Annotated in this window: 15 protein-coding genes; 5 read left to right on the top strand and 10 right to left on the bottom strand. The window is 66.5% G+C overall.

Going from position 1 to position 16,200, the window contains the following annotated elements; translation table 11 throughout:
* The first annotated feature begins 41 nt into the window (after positions 1–41).
* The gene (locus tag M1E01_RS03715) at positions 42–2,438 is read left to right on the top strand and encodes a DEAD/DEAH box helicase (protein WP_457973760.1); all 2,397 of its coding nucleotides are present in this window, start codon (positions 42–44) and stop codon (positions 2,436–2,438) included.
* A gap of 36 nt (positions 2,439–2,474) precedes the next feature.
* Here the strand turns inward: M1E01_RS03715 and M1E01_RS03710 are convergent, their stop codons facing one another.
* The 7 genes from M1E01_RS03710 to ssd form a co-directional block, all read right to left on the bottom strand.
* Positions 2,475–2,849: an Rv3654c family TadE-like protein gene (locus M1E01_RS03710; protein ID WP_457973759.1), complete on the bottom strand. Its 375-nt coding sequence runs from the start codon at positions 2,847–2,849 to the stop codon at positions 2,475–2,477.
* A 25-nt stretch (positions 2,850–2,874) separates the two neighbouring features.
* Positions 2,875–3,342, bottom strand: coding sequence for a TadE family type IV pilus minor pilin (locus M1E01_RS03705; RefSeq protein WP_457973758.1), 468 nt, complete (start codon positions 3,340–3,342; stop codon positions 2,875–2,877).
* Positions 3,339–3,776, bottom strand: a complete 438-nt coding sequence (locus tag M1E01_RS03700; protein ID WP_457974851.1) for a DUF4244 domain-containing protein — start codon at positions 3,774–3,776, stop codon at positions 3,339–3,341. The genes M1E01_RS03705 and M1E01_RS03700 overlap by 4 nt, the downstream gene beginning before the upstream one ends.
* On the bottom strand, positions 3,773–4,387 hold the full coding sequence (locus M1E01_RS03695; protein ID WP_457973757.1) for a type II secretion system F family protein: 615 nt from the start codon (positions 4,385–4,387) through the stop codon (positions 3,773–3,775). Before M1E01_RS03695 ends, M1E01_RS03700 begins: the two co-directional genes overlap by 4 nt.
* A gap of 109 nt (positions 4,388–4,496) precedes the next feature.
* Positions 4,497–5,366 (bottom strand): hypothetical protein, encoded by an 870-nt coding sequence (locus tag M1E01_RS03690; RefSeq protein ID WP_457973756.1) that lies wholly within the window; start codon positions 5,364–5,366, stop codon positions 4,497–4,499.
* Positions 5,363–6,619, bottom strand: a complete 1,257-nt coding sequence (locus M1E01_RS03685) for a TadA family conjugal transfer-associated ATPase (protein WP_457974850.1) — start codon at positions 6,617–6,619, stop codon at positions 5,363–5,365. Before M1E01_RS03685 ends, M1E01_RS03690 begins: the two co-directional genes overlap by 4 nt.
* A 32-nt stretch (positions 6,620–6,651) precedes the next feature.
* Positions 6,652–8,076: a septum site-determining protein Ssd gene (ssd, locus tag M1E01_RS03680; protein ID WP_457973755.1), complete on the bottom strand. Its 1,425-nt coding sequence runs from the start codon at positions 8,074–8,076 to the stop codon at positions 6,652–6,654.
* 171 nt (positions 8,077–8,247) lie between these two features.
* Between ssd and M1E01_RS03675 the strand changes: the two genes are divergently transcribed.
* Positions 8,248–9,981, top strand: coding sequence for a bifunctional 3'-5' exonuclease/DNA polymerase (locus M1E01_RS03675; RefSeq protein WP_457973754.1), 1,734 nt, complete (start codon positions 8,248–8,250; stop codon positions 9,979–9,981).
* Positions 9,982–10,203: 222 nt separating this feature from the next.
* Positions 10,204–10,395 carry a YegP family protein gene (locus M1E01_RS03670; protein WP_457973753.1) on the top strand — a complete coding sequence of 64 codons (192 nt, stop codon included), beginning with the start codon at positions 10,204–10,206 and terminating at the stop codon, positions 10,393–10,395.
* A 34-nt stretch (positions 10,396–10,429) separates the two neighbouring features.
* On the opposite strand, the gene M1E01_RS03665 is transcribed toward M1E01_RS03670, so the two are convergent.
* The 3 genes from M1E01_RS03665 to M1E01_RS03655 form a co-directional block, all read right to left on the bottom strand.
* Entirely contained in the window at positions 10,430–11,107 is a 678-nt protein-coding gene (locus M1E01_RS03665) for an NUDIX hydrolase (RefSeq protein ID WP_457973752.1), read from the bottom strand.
* On the bottom strand, positions 11,104–11,955 hold the full coding sequence (gene nth / locus M1E01_RS03660) for an endonuclease III (protein WP_457974849.1): 852 nt from the start codon (positions 11,953–11,955) through the stop codon (positions 11,104–11,106). The genes M1E01_RS03665 and nth overlap by 4 nt, the downstream gene beginning before the upstream one ends.
* A 157-nt stretch (positions 11,956–12,112) precedes the next feature.
* Positions 12,113–13,402, bottom strand: a complete 1,290-nt coding sequence (locus M1E01_RS03655; protein WP_457973751.1) for a hypothetical protein — start codon at positions 13,400–13,402, stop codon at positions 12,113–12,115.
* A 48-nt stretch (positions 13,403–13,450) separates the two neighbouring features.
* Here M1E01_RS03655 and M1E01_RS03650 point away from each other — a divergent pair, with 48 nt between their 5' ends.
* Positions 13,451–13,678 (top strand): hypothetical protein, encoded by a 228-nt coding sequence (locus M1E01_RS03650; RefSeq protein WP_457973750.1) that lies wholly within the window; start codon positions 13,451–13,453, stop codon positions 13,676–13,678.
* Between the two features lie 336 nt (positions 13,679–14,014).
* Positions 14,015–16,042, top strand: coding sequence for an acetate--CoA ligase (gene acs, locus M1E01_RS03645; RefSeq protein WP_457974848.1), 2,028 nt, complete (start codon positions 14,015–14,017; stop codon positions 16,040–16,042).
* Positions 16,043–16,200: the final 158 nt, after the last annotated feature.

The following is a 16,200-nucleotide window of genomic DNA, read 5'->3' as shown; positions in this document are numbered from 1 at the left end:
CGAATTCCGGCCGGTTTCCGCGCGGGTGAAACAATGTTGGGGTGAACCCCTATGACTCGCTGATTCCCCTGTTGGGCCGCGGCCCGGATCCGGAGCAGCTGCGGCATGTGCGTACCATCCCGGCGCGCCGGGCGGTGCATGAGCCCTGGCCGCAGTGGGTCCACGCTGACCTGGTGGCGGCCTACGGCAACCTGGGAATACAGCAGCCGTACCGGCACCAGGTTCAGGCTGCCGACATCGCCCACGCCGGCGGCCACGTGGTGGTCGCCACCGGTACGGCCTCCGGAAAATCGCTCGCCTACCAGCTTCCCGCGCTCGATGCGGTCCACCGTTCCGAACTGCGTGTGCTCTCCGAGCCGGGCAAGATTCATGACGGCGGCGCGGTCGCCTTGTATCTCGCACCGACCAAGGCGCTGGCCGCGGACCAGCTGGCGGCCATTCGCTCGCTCAAGCTGCCCACTGTCAGGGCAGAGACCTACGACGGCGACACCGACCAGGCATCGCGGCGCTGGATCCGGGACCATGCCAACGTCATCCTGGCGAACCCCGACATGCTGCACTTTGGAATCCTGCCAAACCATGCGTGGTGGGCCGGTTTCTTCCGCCGTCTGAAGTATGTGATCGTCGATGAGGCGCACACCTACCGCGGGGTTTTCGGCTCGCATGTTGCCAACCTGATGCGCCGGCTTCGGCGCATCTGTGCCTATTACGCAGCGGGCAGCTCCCCGGGCCCGGTGTTCATCGCTGCGTCCGCCACGGCATCCGAACCGGAGGAGTCCTTCGGAAGGCTCATCGGCGCGCCAGTGCAGGCCGTAGCAGAAGATTCCTCACCCCACGGATCCACGACGGTCGCTTTCTGGGAACCTGCCCTGACGGAGGTGCGCGGTGAAAACGGTGCGAAGGAACGGCGGACGGCCGTGGCTGAAACCGCTGACCTGCTGGCCAACCTCGTTTCCTCACAGATCCGCACTATTGCCTTCATCAAGTCGAGGCGCGGCGCTGAAACCATTTCCTCCATCACGAAGCGGTTGCTCGATGAGGTTGACCCGAGCCTGCCCCAGCGGGTTGCCGCCTACCGGTCCGGGTACCTGCCCGAAGAACGCCGTGCGCTGGAGAAGGCCCTCCGCTCTGGGCAGCTGCTTGGCATTTCGAGCACTTCGGCGCTGGAGCTGGGCATCGACATCTCCGGACTGGATGCCGTGCTGGTTGCCGGCTGGCCCGGGACCCGAGCCTCCCTGTTCCAGCAGATCGGCAGGGCCGGCCGGTCCGGGCAGGAGGCAATCGCGGCGTTTGTTGCCAGTGATGACCCTCTCGACACTTACCTGGTGAATCATCCTGAGGCAATCTTCGACGTCTCGGTTGAGGCCACCGTCTTTGACCCTTCGAATCCATATGTTCTCGGGCCGCATCTCTGCGCCGCTGCTGCCGAGCTTCCCCTGGGCATTGGCGAGCTGCCGCTGTTCGGAAGCACCGCCGAGAACCTGCTCGGCCGGCTCGTCGATCGCGGATGTCTGAGGCGCCGGCCTGCCGGCTGGTTCTGGACCCATCCCCAAAATGCTGCCGCCATGGTGAGTCTTCGGGCCGACGGTGGCGGGCCGGTGAGCATAGTGGACGCGGACACGGGGTCGCTTCTCGGGACGATGGACTCCCCGCAGACCCACTATCAGGCACATACAGGTGCGGTGTACGTCCATCAGGGTGACAGCTACGTAGTGGAGGAGCTGAACGAAGACGAACACTGCGTGGTGGTGCGCCGCGCGAATCCGGACTACTACACGACAGCCCGGGACATAACGCAGATCGAGGTGCTGGAGACCGAACGTACCGTGCAGTGGGGTGACGTCGCTGTTCACTTCGGAGATGTGAAGGTAACAACCCAAGTGGTTTCCTTTCAACGCAAAGCCCTGATTTCCAATGAGGTGCTGGGTGAGGAGCCTCTGGACCTAGGAGCGAGGGAGCTGTTCACGAAGGCGGTGTGGTTCGTCGTTGACAACCGCTCCCTCACCGGCGCGGGGCTGATCGAGGCACAGTTCCCCGGCGCCCTTCATGCGGCAGAACATGCAGCGATCGGGCTCCTTCCCCTCGTAGCCTCCAGTGACCGCTGGGACATCGGCGGCGTTTCGACGGCGATTCACGCCGACACCGGAGTGCCCACCATCTTTGTCTATGACGGGCACCCCGGCGGAGCAGGCTTTGCCGAGCGCGGTTTCGAGAAGGCGAAAGTCTGGTTGACGGCAACGCGTGATGCCATCGAGGCCTGCGAGTGCGAGACCGGGTGCCCTTCGTGCGTGCAGTCGCCTAAATGCGGCAACAAAAACAACCCATTGGACAAGGACGCTGCCATCACCTTGATCGACGTTCTGCTGAAGGACGCGATGGACGCAGCCGCTGCGCCCAAGGAGTATGCGGCGAGCGCCGTCGTGCCCAGTGCCCGCTAGCTGCACCGGACACCGGCCCGGCGTCCGGCACCACAGCTAGGGCGGAGGTCCGGCCCGGGCGCGGCCGGTGGCCGCTCCGAGGAAAGTACTGGTGCTCGACTGGGTACGTACTTCAACGGACTGGTCGCCTCCCTCAGTACAGCTGATCAGCCGTGCGCTGTGACGGGCCGCGACGGAAGCGGCAACAGCGCACGGATCTCCATCGGAGACGCCCCGCAGCGCGTCAGCCGCCGCCAAGGCAGCCAGGTCGGCCGCCGCCGCAGTTTGGGAGGCCAGCACAGCGGACTGTGCCAGCAGAAGCACGAAGGACGTCGCAAGGATAAGCACCATGCCGAGGGCTGCTGCCAGGACGGTGCCGGACCCCCGCTCAGAACGCGTCCGCCGGCAGCCCCACCTCCCTGGCCTATTCATTCATGCCTCCCAAACTGGTCCACTGTCAGCAGACTGTCCGCGCGCAGACAGCTGCCGGGCCATGGGGATCCGCCGGAGCGTTGGCCGACTCCGCAGTTTCCGTTCGCGCCTCGGCCTGAGCGGTCAGTGTCCATGGCACCACATTCCCTAAAAATCCGGCCATCCGGTCCGACACCGTGACCCGCTGCCACTCGCCGTCGGCCGCCACCAAGGATGATGCAGAGGCGCCGGCCAGCTTCCGGACGATACCGTCAACGACTGCGTGATCCTCGCCCCGTGCAAGTGCCCTGGCACCGGCACGCGCCGCTTCCTCCAGCCGGAGCTGCGTGACCCCTGCTGCAGACCCGGCCAGGAGGATGGCCAGCAGCATCAGGACTGCCGGCAGTGCAACGGCGAATTCAGCCGTAACTGCGCCGCGGCTGCCAGTTCTGCGGCTCCTGTCTGCAGGGCTCTTGATCGCTCCGGGTGACCGGGTCTGCAGCAAGGGAGTCATGGCAAGGCCAGCGCCGCGCGGATCAGGTTGAGCAGAAACCCGCGGACTTCATCACTGCGCAGGATGAAGACCAAGATCCCTGCGAAGCCGACCGCGGCCAAGGTAGCGATGGCATATTCTGCCGTGGCCATCCCCGCCTGGGAGCCTGTCAGGCGCCTCCAGCTGCGCGTCTTCACGCGTGGTGCTGTGCGGGCGCCCGGATAGATTTCCCGCACGTTTGCCTTGCTGTTTTCCTCATACTCATGCTGGGTCGCGCCGAAACTGCTTGGGTTCAGGGACATGGTTTTCCTTTCCGGATGACCGGCGGAGTTGCCGGCTACTCCGACTGTTCCGTTTGGCGGTCCGCCCGGTAAGGGACGGTATGGGCTAAGTGGAAAAGCGGGGCTGTGACGGTGTGTGGAGGGAAAGTGCGGGAAGGCTCTGTGCCCGCTCAGGACCCGGAGGGCACGAGTGCCAGCAGTACCGGGACCACGCCGAGGCAGATGAAGGCCGGAAGGGAGCAAAGACCCAAGGGGACGACAAGTTTGACGCTGAGTGCAGCGGCGCGCTTTTCGGCAGAACGGAACCGTTCCCGCCGCATTCTGGCCGCCTGCGCGTAAAGGATCGCGGACGACGGCGCACCAGTGAGTGCGGCAAATCCGAGGGCATCTCGCAGCGCCAATATCTCGGCAGAGTGGCCTTCCGGGCGCCGCCACGAGGTTTCCCAGTCGGCTCCGATGGTCAGCGCCGCAACCACCGGCCTAAGGGAGCTTTGATAATCGGGTGATGCGGCCGCGGAGACCAACTCCAGGGAGCGGCCGATCCCGGACCCTGCCTCCAGCATGGCAGCGACCAGTTCAAGCATCATCGCTGGGTCACGCAGACCTGGCTCCGGCAGGACGGAGGGCTGCTTGCCCGAGCCGTCCGGCGGCGCCCCTGCGTCGAGCAACAGCCGGACCCTGACCAGGAATCGTCGTCTCACGCGTGACCGTTCAGAGAAGGCGAGCACCGCGGCAATAGCCAGCAGTGTCCCGACAAGCACAGCGGCGGATAGCGGCCCCGTCATGCGGCGGCCAGTTCCAGGTCGCGGCCATACTGTCGAACCTCACAGGTGATGCAGGCCGCGCTTCCGGTGAAGGTCGGGCTTCCAACGGGTGCCACGCTTTCAACGAAACTCACGCTACTGCCGCTCCGGCTGCTGCCCGCACCAGCCTGGCGGACCAGATCCGGCCGCTGACCGTCAGCAGAATCCCTGCCACAAGGGCCGCGATGCCAATCGGAGTCCCAACAAGCATCGCTAAGGGATCCACCCCGAGGCAGACCCCGAGCCCCAGTCCGAGCAGCGGCAGCCATGTGAGGAGGGTGACCGTCGCTTTAGGGCCGGCCAGCGCAGTCTGGCGGGCTGCCTCGGCATCGTCTTCGACCTCCAACTGCGCGGCGAACCTGGCCAGGACGTCAGCCAACGGACAGCCACTGGCTTCTGCTATCTCAAAGCAGGCGGCGAGTTCTGTCCAGATCCGGGGTTCCCCGTTGTCCGCCGGGAGCCCCGACGTCCGCACCGCAAGGCGTATTGCCTCCGCCACGGGAGCTCCCCGCAACGCGGCACCGCGGGCAGCCGCGAGGATGGCGGTCGATGCTGCACCCAGCCTCTGTCCATGAGGTGGGCTTTCCTGTCCGGTGGACCCGTCGGGTACCGCGTAGACCAGCCACAGCTCGTCCCATAACCGGGACGGCGCCCGCCCGCCTTTCAGCAGGGCAGCGAGCTGCTGGACGGCGACTGTGAGTGGCACGAACCCATTGCTGGGGCGGGAAGCGCGTCCGTGCCCCGACCGCAAATTGCGGCGGTTGTTCCGGAAAGTTTCGCTGCCTTCCGGCTGCTCCTTGAAGGCAGTGCCGCGGAGCAGCAGCACTCTGAAGGAATGAGCCTTCGAGTGCCGGCCGGTGCTTCCTGTAAAAGCCTTGCGGACCCGGCGGCCCAGTCCCCGCGGTGGCCGCAGGACCAGCCACACAGCCAGGATCAGGACGGTCACGAGAACAGCGCTCATGCCGCTGCTCCGCCAAAGTCCCCGGGCATGGCCTGCCCGGGAGGAATACCAAGCCGCGACGCGAGTGGCCCCCAAGCAGGACCCATGATGAGCCGCCCGCCCACGGTCTCGAGCGCTGTGGCAACCAGGAGGTTTCCGTCAGCATGCTGCAGCACCCCGATGCAGTCCACCTGCCGTCCCTGCCGCGATCTCGCGACATGAATGATGACATCCAGCGCACTGGCAACCTGCAGCTGCACGGCATCCTGTCCCAGCCCCGCCAGCGCTCCCAGCGCAGTGAGGCGGGCCGGGACGGCGCTGGCCGCGTTGGCGTGGATGGTTCCGCCGCCGCCAGTGTGCCCTGTGTTCATGGCTGTCAGTAGTTCACGTACTTCTGCACCTCGGCACTCCCCCACGATGAGCCGGTCCGGACGCATTCTGAGCGCCTGGCGTACGAGCTCACCCAGATCCACCGCGCCCCCTCCTTCCAGGTTGCCGTGCCGGGACTCCAGCGCGACGACGTGCGGGTGCACGGGGTTCAGCTCCGAGGCATCCTCAATGAGGACCAGCCGTTCCCCTGGATGGCACAGACCCAGCAGGGTGGACAGCAATGTGGTCTTTCCGGACCCTGTGGCCCCGCTGATCAGGAAGCTCAGCCGATGTTCCACCACCCGTTCCAGTACTGCCTGGACAAGAGGCCCAAACATCCCGCCGCGACTCAGTTCTTCCATGGAGAAGACCTGCTCACGGTGGATGCGGATGCTAAGGAGCGTGCCTGCCGTTGATATAGGTGGAAGCACGGCGTGGACCCTGTAGCCGCCGTCGAGCCGCACGTCTACGCAGGGCGAGCCGTCATCGAGGCGCCGTCCCCCCGCTGCCACAAGCCTGGATGCGAGGGCACGGAGCTGAGCCTCCCCGGCAAAGTACACCGGCGCCCGTTCGATCCCGCGTCCGCGATCAAGCCACACGGAATCGGGAGCGTTGACGAAGATGTCCGTGACGGATGGATCGCTGACAAGCTGCTGCAGCGGTCCGAGTCCGTTCAGCTCAGCGCTGATGCGCTCAACAGCGGCGAGGGAGCCGGCGGTACCGAGCAGTTTGCCTGTCGCCTGCACCGCCGCCGCAACACGCGATGGCGTCACGGGTCCGGCCTCGGCCATAACAGATTCCCGCACTGTCTCGAGCAATCCTGCATCGAGCCCTCTTACCGCACGCCGCCTGCCGGCACCTTGAGGAAAGGCCGGTCTCGCCGCCGCCTGCCTCTGGCCAAGCAGGGAACCGGAAGCGGAGGAGCTGGAAGGCGGCTTCACTGCGCCTCCCTGGACAGCAGTTCGCCGTCGAGCAGCTCCAATACGACCGCGGCAAAGCGTCGCACACTCCTGCGCCGGCCGTGCTCCAGCAGACGGCCCAGTTCGGTAGCGCCTGCCGTACCCCTGATCTCCGGCATGATGGCGTGCAGAGACAGTCCGACCGATTCCGCGATCAGGGTCCCGTCCAGGGCGGCTCCTGCTTTGCCCCGGATGACCAGGGCGGCGTCTACTGGCGGCAGCTCCTGAAGGAGGCGGGCTGATGCGACGGCTGCCTTCAGCTGTGCCGGGACAACCATGAGCAGCCGGTCGCAGTCCCAGGCAAAGGTACCCAAAGGTTCGGCGTTCCGTCCGATGTCCACGACGACAAGTTCAAAGCCCCGTCTGGCGGCATCGAGGACGCCGGCCACCGTGGACGCGTCGACCGGGGCTGGCCGTTCCCTGCTTCCTGGCCAGGACAAAAATGAGAATCCCCCGGCCACAGGCAGGGCATCGGCGAGCTGGCCGGGGTCAATGCTGCCCCTGGCGTCGGCGAGATCTGGCCAGCGCAACCCCGGCGATTCCTCGGCGGCCAGGGCAAGCTCCACCCCGCCGCCCCAAGGATCGGCATCCACGAGCAGTACCCGCACGCCGAGGCACGCGGCTGCCTGGCTGATCCAGATCGCTGCAGTGGTGGCTCCCGCTCCGCCGCAGCCTCCCGTAACGCCGAGCACGACTCCGCCCGCCTCCGGCGAGCGCGAGCGGCTGAGGAACTCCGCCAGCCAAGCTGCGGCATCAGGAAGAACGGCTACCCGCTGCGCCCCAATGGCCGCACCCAGATGCCACAGGCTGTCTCCTTCCCCGCTAAGACCTACCAAAACAGCAGGGGCACGCCGTCGCGGCGGCAGCTCGCGGATGTCGCTTCCCACCAGGACCGCAGCGGCCGAGTCCCAAAAGGGCGCGGCCTCCGAGACGTCAGCCACAACCCGAAGCAACCCGCCCGCGGCTGCCACGATGCGCTCAACCTCGCCCTGCAGAAACTCAAGTCCCGTCACCAGTAGCACTTCATCGGCTTCGACCGGCAGCCATGCCCGCGGCCCAGGCTCTGGGGATGGTCGAGACGAGGAACGCCAGGCCGCCGCCCGGCCAGCAGCGGCCCCAGCGCCAGGAGCCATCGATGGAGTGGCGCCGCCAACAACGGTCCGCGCAGAGGCCGCACCAGAGCCCCGTCTCAGCTTGGGTGCCGCGTCGTCCGGGTTCCCGTCGGCGGGACGCCATGCCCCCGGGGGCACACCGGAGGCCGTGGAGCCCTGGTCTGGAGTGCCCAGGCCTGAGCTGCCCAGTCCTGCCGTCTCCTGACGCGAGGTCTCGGGGTCGGGCGTGTCCTGTTCCGGGGTGTCCTGTACAGACGCAGTATCCGGGTTCCGTGCATGATGCCTGCTCATGGGCCAACTCTGGCGAAAACTAGCTACGACGGGCACCGGCAAAGACTCCTATGTGGACAAACCCCAGTAGTGAAGCCCTGTTGAGGGGAAGCTGGCGCGGCCCCAGCCTGACTGCACGTGCCGGACTGGACGTCGAAAACCAGCACCTTGAAAACAAGGCAGAATTGAGCCATGTTTCTGTTGCTGGCCGCCCATCCCGACGGCGCCGTCCTGCAGGAACTCACCCCCGAGGGCCTGCCCAGCCCCCGCAACCCGAATCCGCGCATCATCCTCCGGACAGCAGCGTCCAACAGCGCAAGTGCACTTCCCGCCGTCGTACGCGAGCTCGAAAACAGGCGGCCGCGCTGGATCTGGCACCGCACACATGACTGGTATCCAGCACTGCTGGAGGCGGGCGTCGAGCTGGAGCGGTGCTATGACCTCCAGCTCTGTGGCGCGATCCTGGCCCACTCTGAATTCATCGCCCACACGCCTTATGCGCAATATGCGCAATATGCTGAAAAGCTGACGCAGGACGACGAACTCCAGCCGCCGCGGATGCTGCAGCCCCCACCGCCGGCAGCAGAGCAGGGAGCGCTTTTCGACAGTCCCGAGCGCAGGGCCCAGCCGCGCCACACGATTGACGAACTGCGCGCAGAATACGCCGCCCAGCAGGAGGCGCTGGCCGGGGCTGGCCTCGACGGCAACCGCCGGCAGCGCCTCCAGTTGCTCCTGGCTGCGGAGAGCGCCGCGGCCATGATCGCGGTCGAAATGCAGCGAGCCGGCGTGCCCTGGCGTGAAGAACTGCACGAACAGATCCTCGTCGACAACCTGGGCCCCCGCCCGCCTGCAGGCCACCGTCCTGCGAAACTGGAGGAGCTCAACGCCGAAATTCGACGGCTGCTGAACGCACCGGCCCTTAACCCTGACTCCCCCCAGGAGCTCATGCGGGCCCTGCACCGGAACGGCATCGAGGTGAAGTCGACACGGAAGTGGGAGCTCAGGGAGTCCAGCCATCCTGCCATCGAGCCGCTGCTGGCCTACAAGCAACTGTCACGTCTGCACACGGCCAACGGCTGGGCGTGGCTGGACGCATGGGTAAGGAACGGCCGGTTCCGGCCGGAGTACGTGGTGGGCGGCGTCGTGTCGGGCAGGTGGGCGTCGCGCGGCGGGGGCGCGCTGCAGATCCCCCGGCAAATCCGGGCCGCAGTCCACGCAGACCCCGGCCACAAACTGATCGTGGCGGACGCGTCGCAGCTGGAGCCGCGCGTGCTTGTGGCGCTCGCGCAGGATTCCGTCATGGCCGAGGCCGCCCGGGACCAGGACCTTTACGCAAGCATCGCGGCCCGGGGATTCGGGGGTGACCGGGCTAAGGCCAAGATGGCGCTTCTGGGCGCTATGTACGGCGCCACTGCAGGGGAAGCGGGACGGTTGATGCCTCAGCTGGCACGCACCTATCCGCGCGCCGTGGACTTCGTGGGAAAGGCGGCACGGGCGGGTGAGGCCGGCAAAACGGTGACGTCTCGGCTCGGCCGCAGCAGCCCACCGCCCTCCGAAAGGTGGTTCCGCAGCCAACAGACCAGCACCGCAGAAGAACAGCGCCGTGCGGACTCGATCGCCCGCTCCCGGGGCCGCTTCACGCGCAACTTCGTCGTGCAGGGCTCGGCGGCAGACTGGGCGGCCTGCTGGCTAGCTGAACTGCGACGGCGGTTGCGCGGCATGCGTGCCGACGGGGCACCTTCCGGCGAGCTCGTGTTCTTCCTGCATGACGAAGTCATGGTGCACGCCCCGGATGACGCCGTGAACAACTGCATCCGCGCCATCGAGGACGCCGCAGCAGCAGCCAAGGAGCTCCTGTTCGGCCGGATTCCGGTCGAGTTCCCGGTGAGTGTGGCAGTGGTGGACTCGTACGATAACGCCAAGTGAGCCTCTCTGCCCAAAAGCCCGAAAACGAAGGCGCGCAGGGTAGCCTGCCGGCAGCGGGAACTACAGTCACAGGCACTTTTACTGCAACGAACCGTTTCAATGAGTAACCTACCGGCCGGTAACTCGCACCCGTGCCGTGCATCACATTAGTCTCAGAGCGACCGGGAGTGGCAGTTCGTTGGCCCGGCACGTGCAAAGAGGCATTATCAGGGGGTCCAGGCAGTGGCGGGCAAGTTTGAAGTACACCAGGACGACGAAAAGTTTTACAAGTTCCGGCTCAAAGACGGAGACGGCAACGTGGTGGCAGTGTCACCGCGGTTCAAGAGTCTTTCCGGCGTAGTGGACGGCATCAACGCAATGCGGGAAAGCGCAGCCACGGGCCTTGTTGTGGATCTGCGGGAACACCAGCGCTAGCTATACACACCTTCGGAGCTTCGCAAAGAGCGGCTTACACCTTCACCGGGTGCAGCCGGCTCCGGTCCCAAGGCACCGACCAGCCCAGCTGGTCAAAAAGTTCATTCAGGATCATGCCGGTAAAGCCCCACACCACGACGCCGTTTACCATGAACGCGGGGCTTTGGAACGTCTGGTTCATCCTGGTGGCTGTGGCCATGGCACGGTTTTCCGGGTCCAGCAGGTCCCGGACGGGGACGCGGAAGACCTGGGCTGACTCGGCATAATCCACCACGCGGACCGGGGACGGCGAGGCCCACCAGCCAAGGACCGGCGTGACAAGGTAATTGCCGCGCGGCAGTGCCAGCTCCGGCAGCTCGCCGAGCACGTCCACCCCTGCAGGGTTCACCCCTGTCTCCTCGTGGGCCTCGCGGAGGGCCGCTGCGATGGGAGATTCGTCGGGGTCGATGCCACCTCCGGGGAAAGCCACTTGTCCGGGATGGTCGTCGAGGGTGTGCGCCCGTTCCAGCAGGAGGACGTCCAGATCGGCCGGGGCCAGCGGCTTGCCCGACGCAGCCGGAACGTCATCGAGTGTGCCGAAGAGGATCAGCACTGCAGCTTTCCGTGCCAGTGACGGGTCGACTGTCAGTTTTTGCCAGTAGGGGTTCCGGGGCGGTCCGACGCCGGCGCTGATGGCACTCACCAGGTCCAGCAGGTCCTGGCGTGCCGTCACGGGGACCTCCGCTGGGATTCCATTCGGATTTCCGCTGCCCGGTGGGTCTCCGCGAGGAGCTTACTGAGGAGCTCCTCGTTTCCCGGCGCCAATTCGTATTTGAGGAGTTTCGAGGCTTTTGCCGGATTGGTTTCACCCAGGCCGAAGCTGGGGCACCAGTTCGCCACGGCACAGGCGCCGCATGCCGGCTTCCGGGAGTGGCAGACCCTGCGGCCATGGAATACCACACGGTGGGACAGCATGGTCCAGTCCCGCGGCTCGAAGAGTTCGGCGACGTCCGATTCGATCCGCACCGGGTCATCAGAGTCGGTCCAGCCGAAACGCCGCGCAAGGCGGCCGAAGTGCGTGTCTACGGTGATGCCGGGGACACCGAACGCATTCCCCAGCACGACGTTGGCGGTTTTTCGTCCGACACCGGGAAGGGTCACCAGATCCTCAAGCCTGCTGGGAACCACTCCATCAAACTCATCCACCAGCCGGGTGGCCAGTGCCATCAGGTTTCTTGCCTTCGCCCTGAAGAAGCCCGTCGGTTTGATGATTGCCTCGAGCTCAGCAGAGTCGGCCTCCGCCATACTGCGCGCGTCCGGGTAACGGGCGAAGAGCAGCGGCGTGATCAGGTTCACCGTCACGTCCGTGGTCTGGGCCGAGAGCACGGTGGCTACCAGCAGCTCGAAGGGGTTCCTGAAGTCCAACTCGGCGTGGGCGTACGGGTACTGCTCCGCGAGTGCCCGGTTGATCCGCCGCGCCCGCCGCTTCAAAGCCAGCGCCGATTCGCCGGAAATCCACCCTGCGCCGGCGGAACCCTCTGCGGCTGGCGTCCCCTTTCGGCGAGGGGCCGCCGGCGCCATCGCGTTCCCGGAAGGTCCGGCACCGGGCGCCGTGGCATCTGCTGATGCGTCGGGTACCACCGATGCGTCGGGCACCGCCGACGCGCCGGTTCCCGCCGACGCGCCGGTCTGGTGAGCGCCGCGACGGGCAGCTGGGGAGGCGGCCACAGGCAGCCTGCTAGCCACGCTCGATGTTGCTGAGGTCGCGCAGGACACCCACCCGGCCGTCCGTGTGCTGGACCAGGAACTCGTCGCCTCGGTCTTCGAGGGCCAGCACCCAGCCGCCGGGCTCGATCCCGAACAGCGGAGCCCCGGTGCGCTCATCCACAGCAACGCGGTGCTGCGCCACGGCGAACCAGAATGCCTCGTGAACGGGCTGCTGCTCCGGTTCCTCGGGACGGCTTGCGGGGTCCACGGTGGCGCCGATCGGCTCTTGAGATTTCACGGGCTGGTGTGCCTGCACCTGCGGATGTACAGCCGTGGCCGGGGTGGCGGCGGCCGCCCCTGCCTCATCAGCGTGTGTGGCCGTTGCGGCGGGTGCTGCGGTACCGGCGACGGCAACACCGTTTAGCTGGGTCGCTTCAGCAGCGGGGGTTTCCACGTCCGCCGGCGTTCCGTGTCCGGCACCGGCGGCTTCTGCAGCTGAAGGCACGACGGCGGCCGCTTCAGTCGCAGGCGAGGTGTCGGCGGTGTTCGTCCCCGGCCAGTTCCCTGTCGGCGCCGCAGTTCCTGCTGCACCAGCGGTAGCGGCCACCGCGGAGCTGCCGACTGGCCGCCCGCCGGGCGTCTGCGAACCGTAAGCCTGGCCGGTGGAAGCTTGCGCATCAAAAGCCTGGCCGGGAGCGTACTGGCCGCCCGCCGTCGGTCCCTGCGCAGCGGGCTTTCCAGCAGACGGTTTTGCCGGCTTCGGCACCTTTGCCGGCTTCGGTTTGCGGACCGGGACGGCGGACTCACGGGCCATGACATGGGCGGGCACTTCGGCCCGGTCCAGGAAGTCTCCGGCGAAGAACGGGATGAAGCGGGCCAGCACAGTGGCCGCGAGCAGCACCAGTGAACCGATCAGGGCCACCAGCGCCACCGGGGTGAATCCCACAGCGGCGGACAGGAAGAAGAAGGCGACGGCGAAAGAGGCCACCACGGAGGCGAACTGGTCAACTGACAGCGAACCAATACGCACTTTCGTCTCCGGCGCCAGGCGGCGGGCTGCGAACAGCGCCGACACGACGAGCGGCAGGACGATTCCTATCCCAAGGAAGAACAGGTTGCCCAGGTTCCACAGGTTGTACCGGAGGGCAAACATTGGTATCAGGGACGCCACGAAGAGAACCAGCGTGGCCGCAAAGACCGTCACGTCACGGACGGTGAACGGACCCACGACGGCCTCGTTCTTGACGCCCGTGCCCTTGCCCGGGGTGGAGACCGAATGCTGCGCAACCGCTGCAGCAGAGTCCGCACCTTCCGGCTTCACTGCGTGGGCGCCGTTACCGGCACCCTGAGCCGGCCCTTGGGGGGCACCTTGAGACTCGTTGCGAGGCGCATCCTCAAGTGCCGCTCCTCCGGCATGGGATGGCCCCTGCGCGGCAGAGGCCTGATGACCCGGATCCCGTTTGGCCGGGCCCTGCTGGTCAAGGCCCGGCTGAGCATGACCCCGCTGGTCAAGACCCCGCTGGTCGCTTTGCTGATTCATACTGTTCTCCTTAGCGTGGCGCCACCGGAAACGCTGTTCCCTGTAGGCGGCGCCTAATGGCCGGCGAACCCGACCCTCGGGGTCAGGCAGCTTCCGGCCTATGTCACGAGTCCCTTTCAGCCTAGCCAAGTGCCTGCATGATCACTAGCTGGGGAGCCGCGGCGGAACCAGTGGCGGATGCCGTCTTGAAGACCATTCGTCGCTAATTCCGCACCGCTCGCTGGTCATGCTGTGATGTGGAACACGCGCAGGCAGAGGAAGCGCTAGGCTGATTGCGGAACAGCTCTTTGCGGTAGGCCGTGACCGGCTGTTGCCCGGTACCGCGCTCCGCGGCAGGGCAGCAATGGACAGCGGCAACCGCGCGGCAAAGATCGATGAATGATGAGGTTCACCATGTCCCAGGACACCCCCGGCTCGACGGCCACCGCCGCCGCCACCACCCAGCAGGGCGATGCTCTTGAAAACCTGCTGCATGAGAACCGTAAGTTTGCACCGTCCGCAGAATTCGCCGCGAACGCCGTCGTTGGCGCCGAGATCTATGCAGAGGCCGAGGCTGACCGGCCGGCGTTTTGGGCCAAACAGGCCCGCGAACTGCTCACCTGGAGCAAGGACTTCACCGAAACCCTCGACTGGACGGACCCGCCGTTCGCGAAATGGTTTGTCGGCGGGGAGGTCAACGCGGCCTACAACGCGCTGGACCGGCACGTGGAGAACGGCCTCGGGGACCGGGTCGCGATCTACTTCGAGGGCGAACCCGGTGATTACCGCACCTACACCTACGCCCAGCTCACCGAGGAAGTGAAGCAGGCCGCGAACGCCTTCGAATCCCTGGGCGTGGCCAAGGGCGACCGTGTTGCCGTGTACCTGCCGATGATCCCCGAAGCCGTGATCACGCTGCTCGCCTGCGCCCGGATCGGCGCCGTGCACTCCGTCGTGTTCGGCGGCTTCTCCGCTGACGCGCTGCGCTCGCGCATCGATGACGCCGAAGCCACGCTCGTCGTCACCGCCGACGGCACCTACCGCCGCGGCAAGCCCAGCGCCCTGAAACCGGCCGTGGACCAGGCGCTCTCCGCTGCCGGGCACACGGTGCAGAACGTCGTGGTGGTCAAGCGCAACGGCGAACCGGTGGACTGGACCGAGGGCCGGGACCACTGGTGGGAGGACACCGTCGGCGCCGCGTCCACCGAGCACAGCCCGGTGGGCCACGATTCCGAGCACCCGCTGTTCATCCTGTACACCTCCGGCACCACCGGTAAGCCCAAGGGCATCCTGCACACCACCGGCGGCTACCTCACCCAAACCGCGTTCACCCACAAGGCAGTCTTCGACCTGCACCCCGAAACGGACGTGTACTGGTGCACGGCCGACGTCGGATGGGTCACCGGCCACTCCTACGTCGCCTACGCGCCGCTGATCAACGGCGCCACCCAGGTCATGTACGAAGGCACCCCGGACTCCCCCCACCAGGGCCGCTGGTGGGAGATCGTGGAGAAGTACAAGGTCTCCATCCTCTACACCGCGCCCACCGCGATCCGGACCTTCATGAAGTGGGGCCGTTCCATCCCGGACGGGTACGACCTGTCCTCCATCCGGGTGCTGGGCTCCGTGGGTGAACCCATCAACCCCGAGGCGTGGATGTGGTACCGCGAGGTCATCGGCGCCAACGCCGGCAAGAACGGTGAAAAGAAGGAACACCCCGCCCCGATCGTGGACACCTGGTGGCAAACCGAAACCGGCGCGCAGATGATCGCCCCGCTGCCCGGCGTCACGGCCACCAAGCCCGGCTCCGCCCAGGTGCCCCTGCCCGGCATTGCCGTGGACGTCGTGGACGAGAACGGCGCCCCGGTCCCGAACGGGCACGGCGGGTTCCTGGTGATCCGCGAACCCTGGCCAGCCATGCTCCGCGGCATCTGGGGCGACCCCGAACGCTTCAAGGACACCTACTGGTCCCGGTTCGAAACCATGTACTTCGCCGGGGACGGGGCCAAAAAGGACGAAGACGGCGACATCTGGCTCCTGGGCCGGGTCGATGACGTCATGAACGTCTCAGGCCACCGCCTCTCCACCACCGAGATCGAATCCGCCCTGGTCTCCCACCCCGCCGTGGCCGAAGCCGCCGTCGTGGGCGCCACAGACGAAACCACCGGCCAGGCCGTCGTGGCGTTCGTCATCCTCCGCGGCGACGCCGTGGATTCCGGGGACGCAATCGTCCAGGAACTGCGCAACCACGTCGGCCGCGAAATCGGCCCGATCGCCAAACCCAAAACCGTCCTCGTGGTCCCGGAACTGCCCAAGACCCGCTCCGGCAAAATCATGCGCCGCCTCCTCAAAGACGTCGCCGAAGGCCGCGAAGCAGGCGACGCCACCACCCTGTCGGACAACACCGTCATGGCACAAATCGCGGCTTCCCTAAAGAAATAACGCCTGTCCCAACTGAGCAGGGCCTGTCCGCACGGCGCGGGCGGGCCCTGCCCGTTTGGCGCCCGCCCCATTTAACAGCCGTCGACCTGGGTGCTGCTCTCGTTCCCGCCCGTGGTGAGCGAAGATGGCAGTAGCAGTCCTCGTGCCCGTTTCCCGAT

The sequence above is a fragment of the Arthrobacter sp. D1-17 genome (assembly GCF_054130535.1).
Note: the sequence above shows the minus strand (reverse complement) of the source record. Positions and strands in the feature narration are given on the sequence as shown.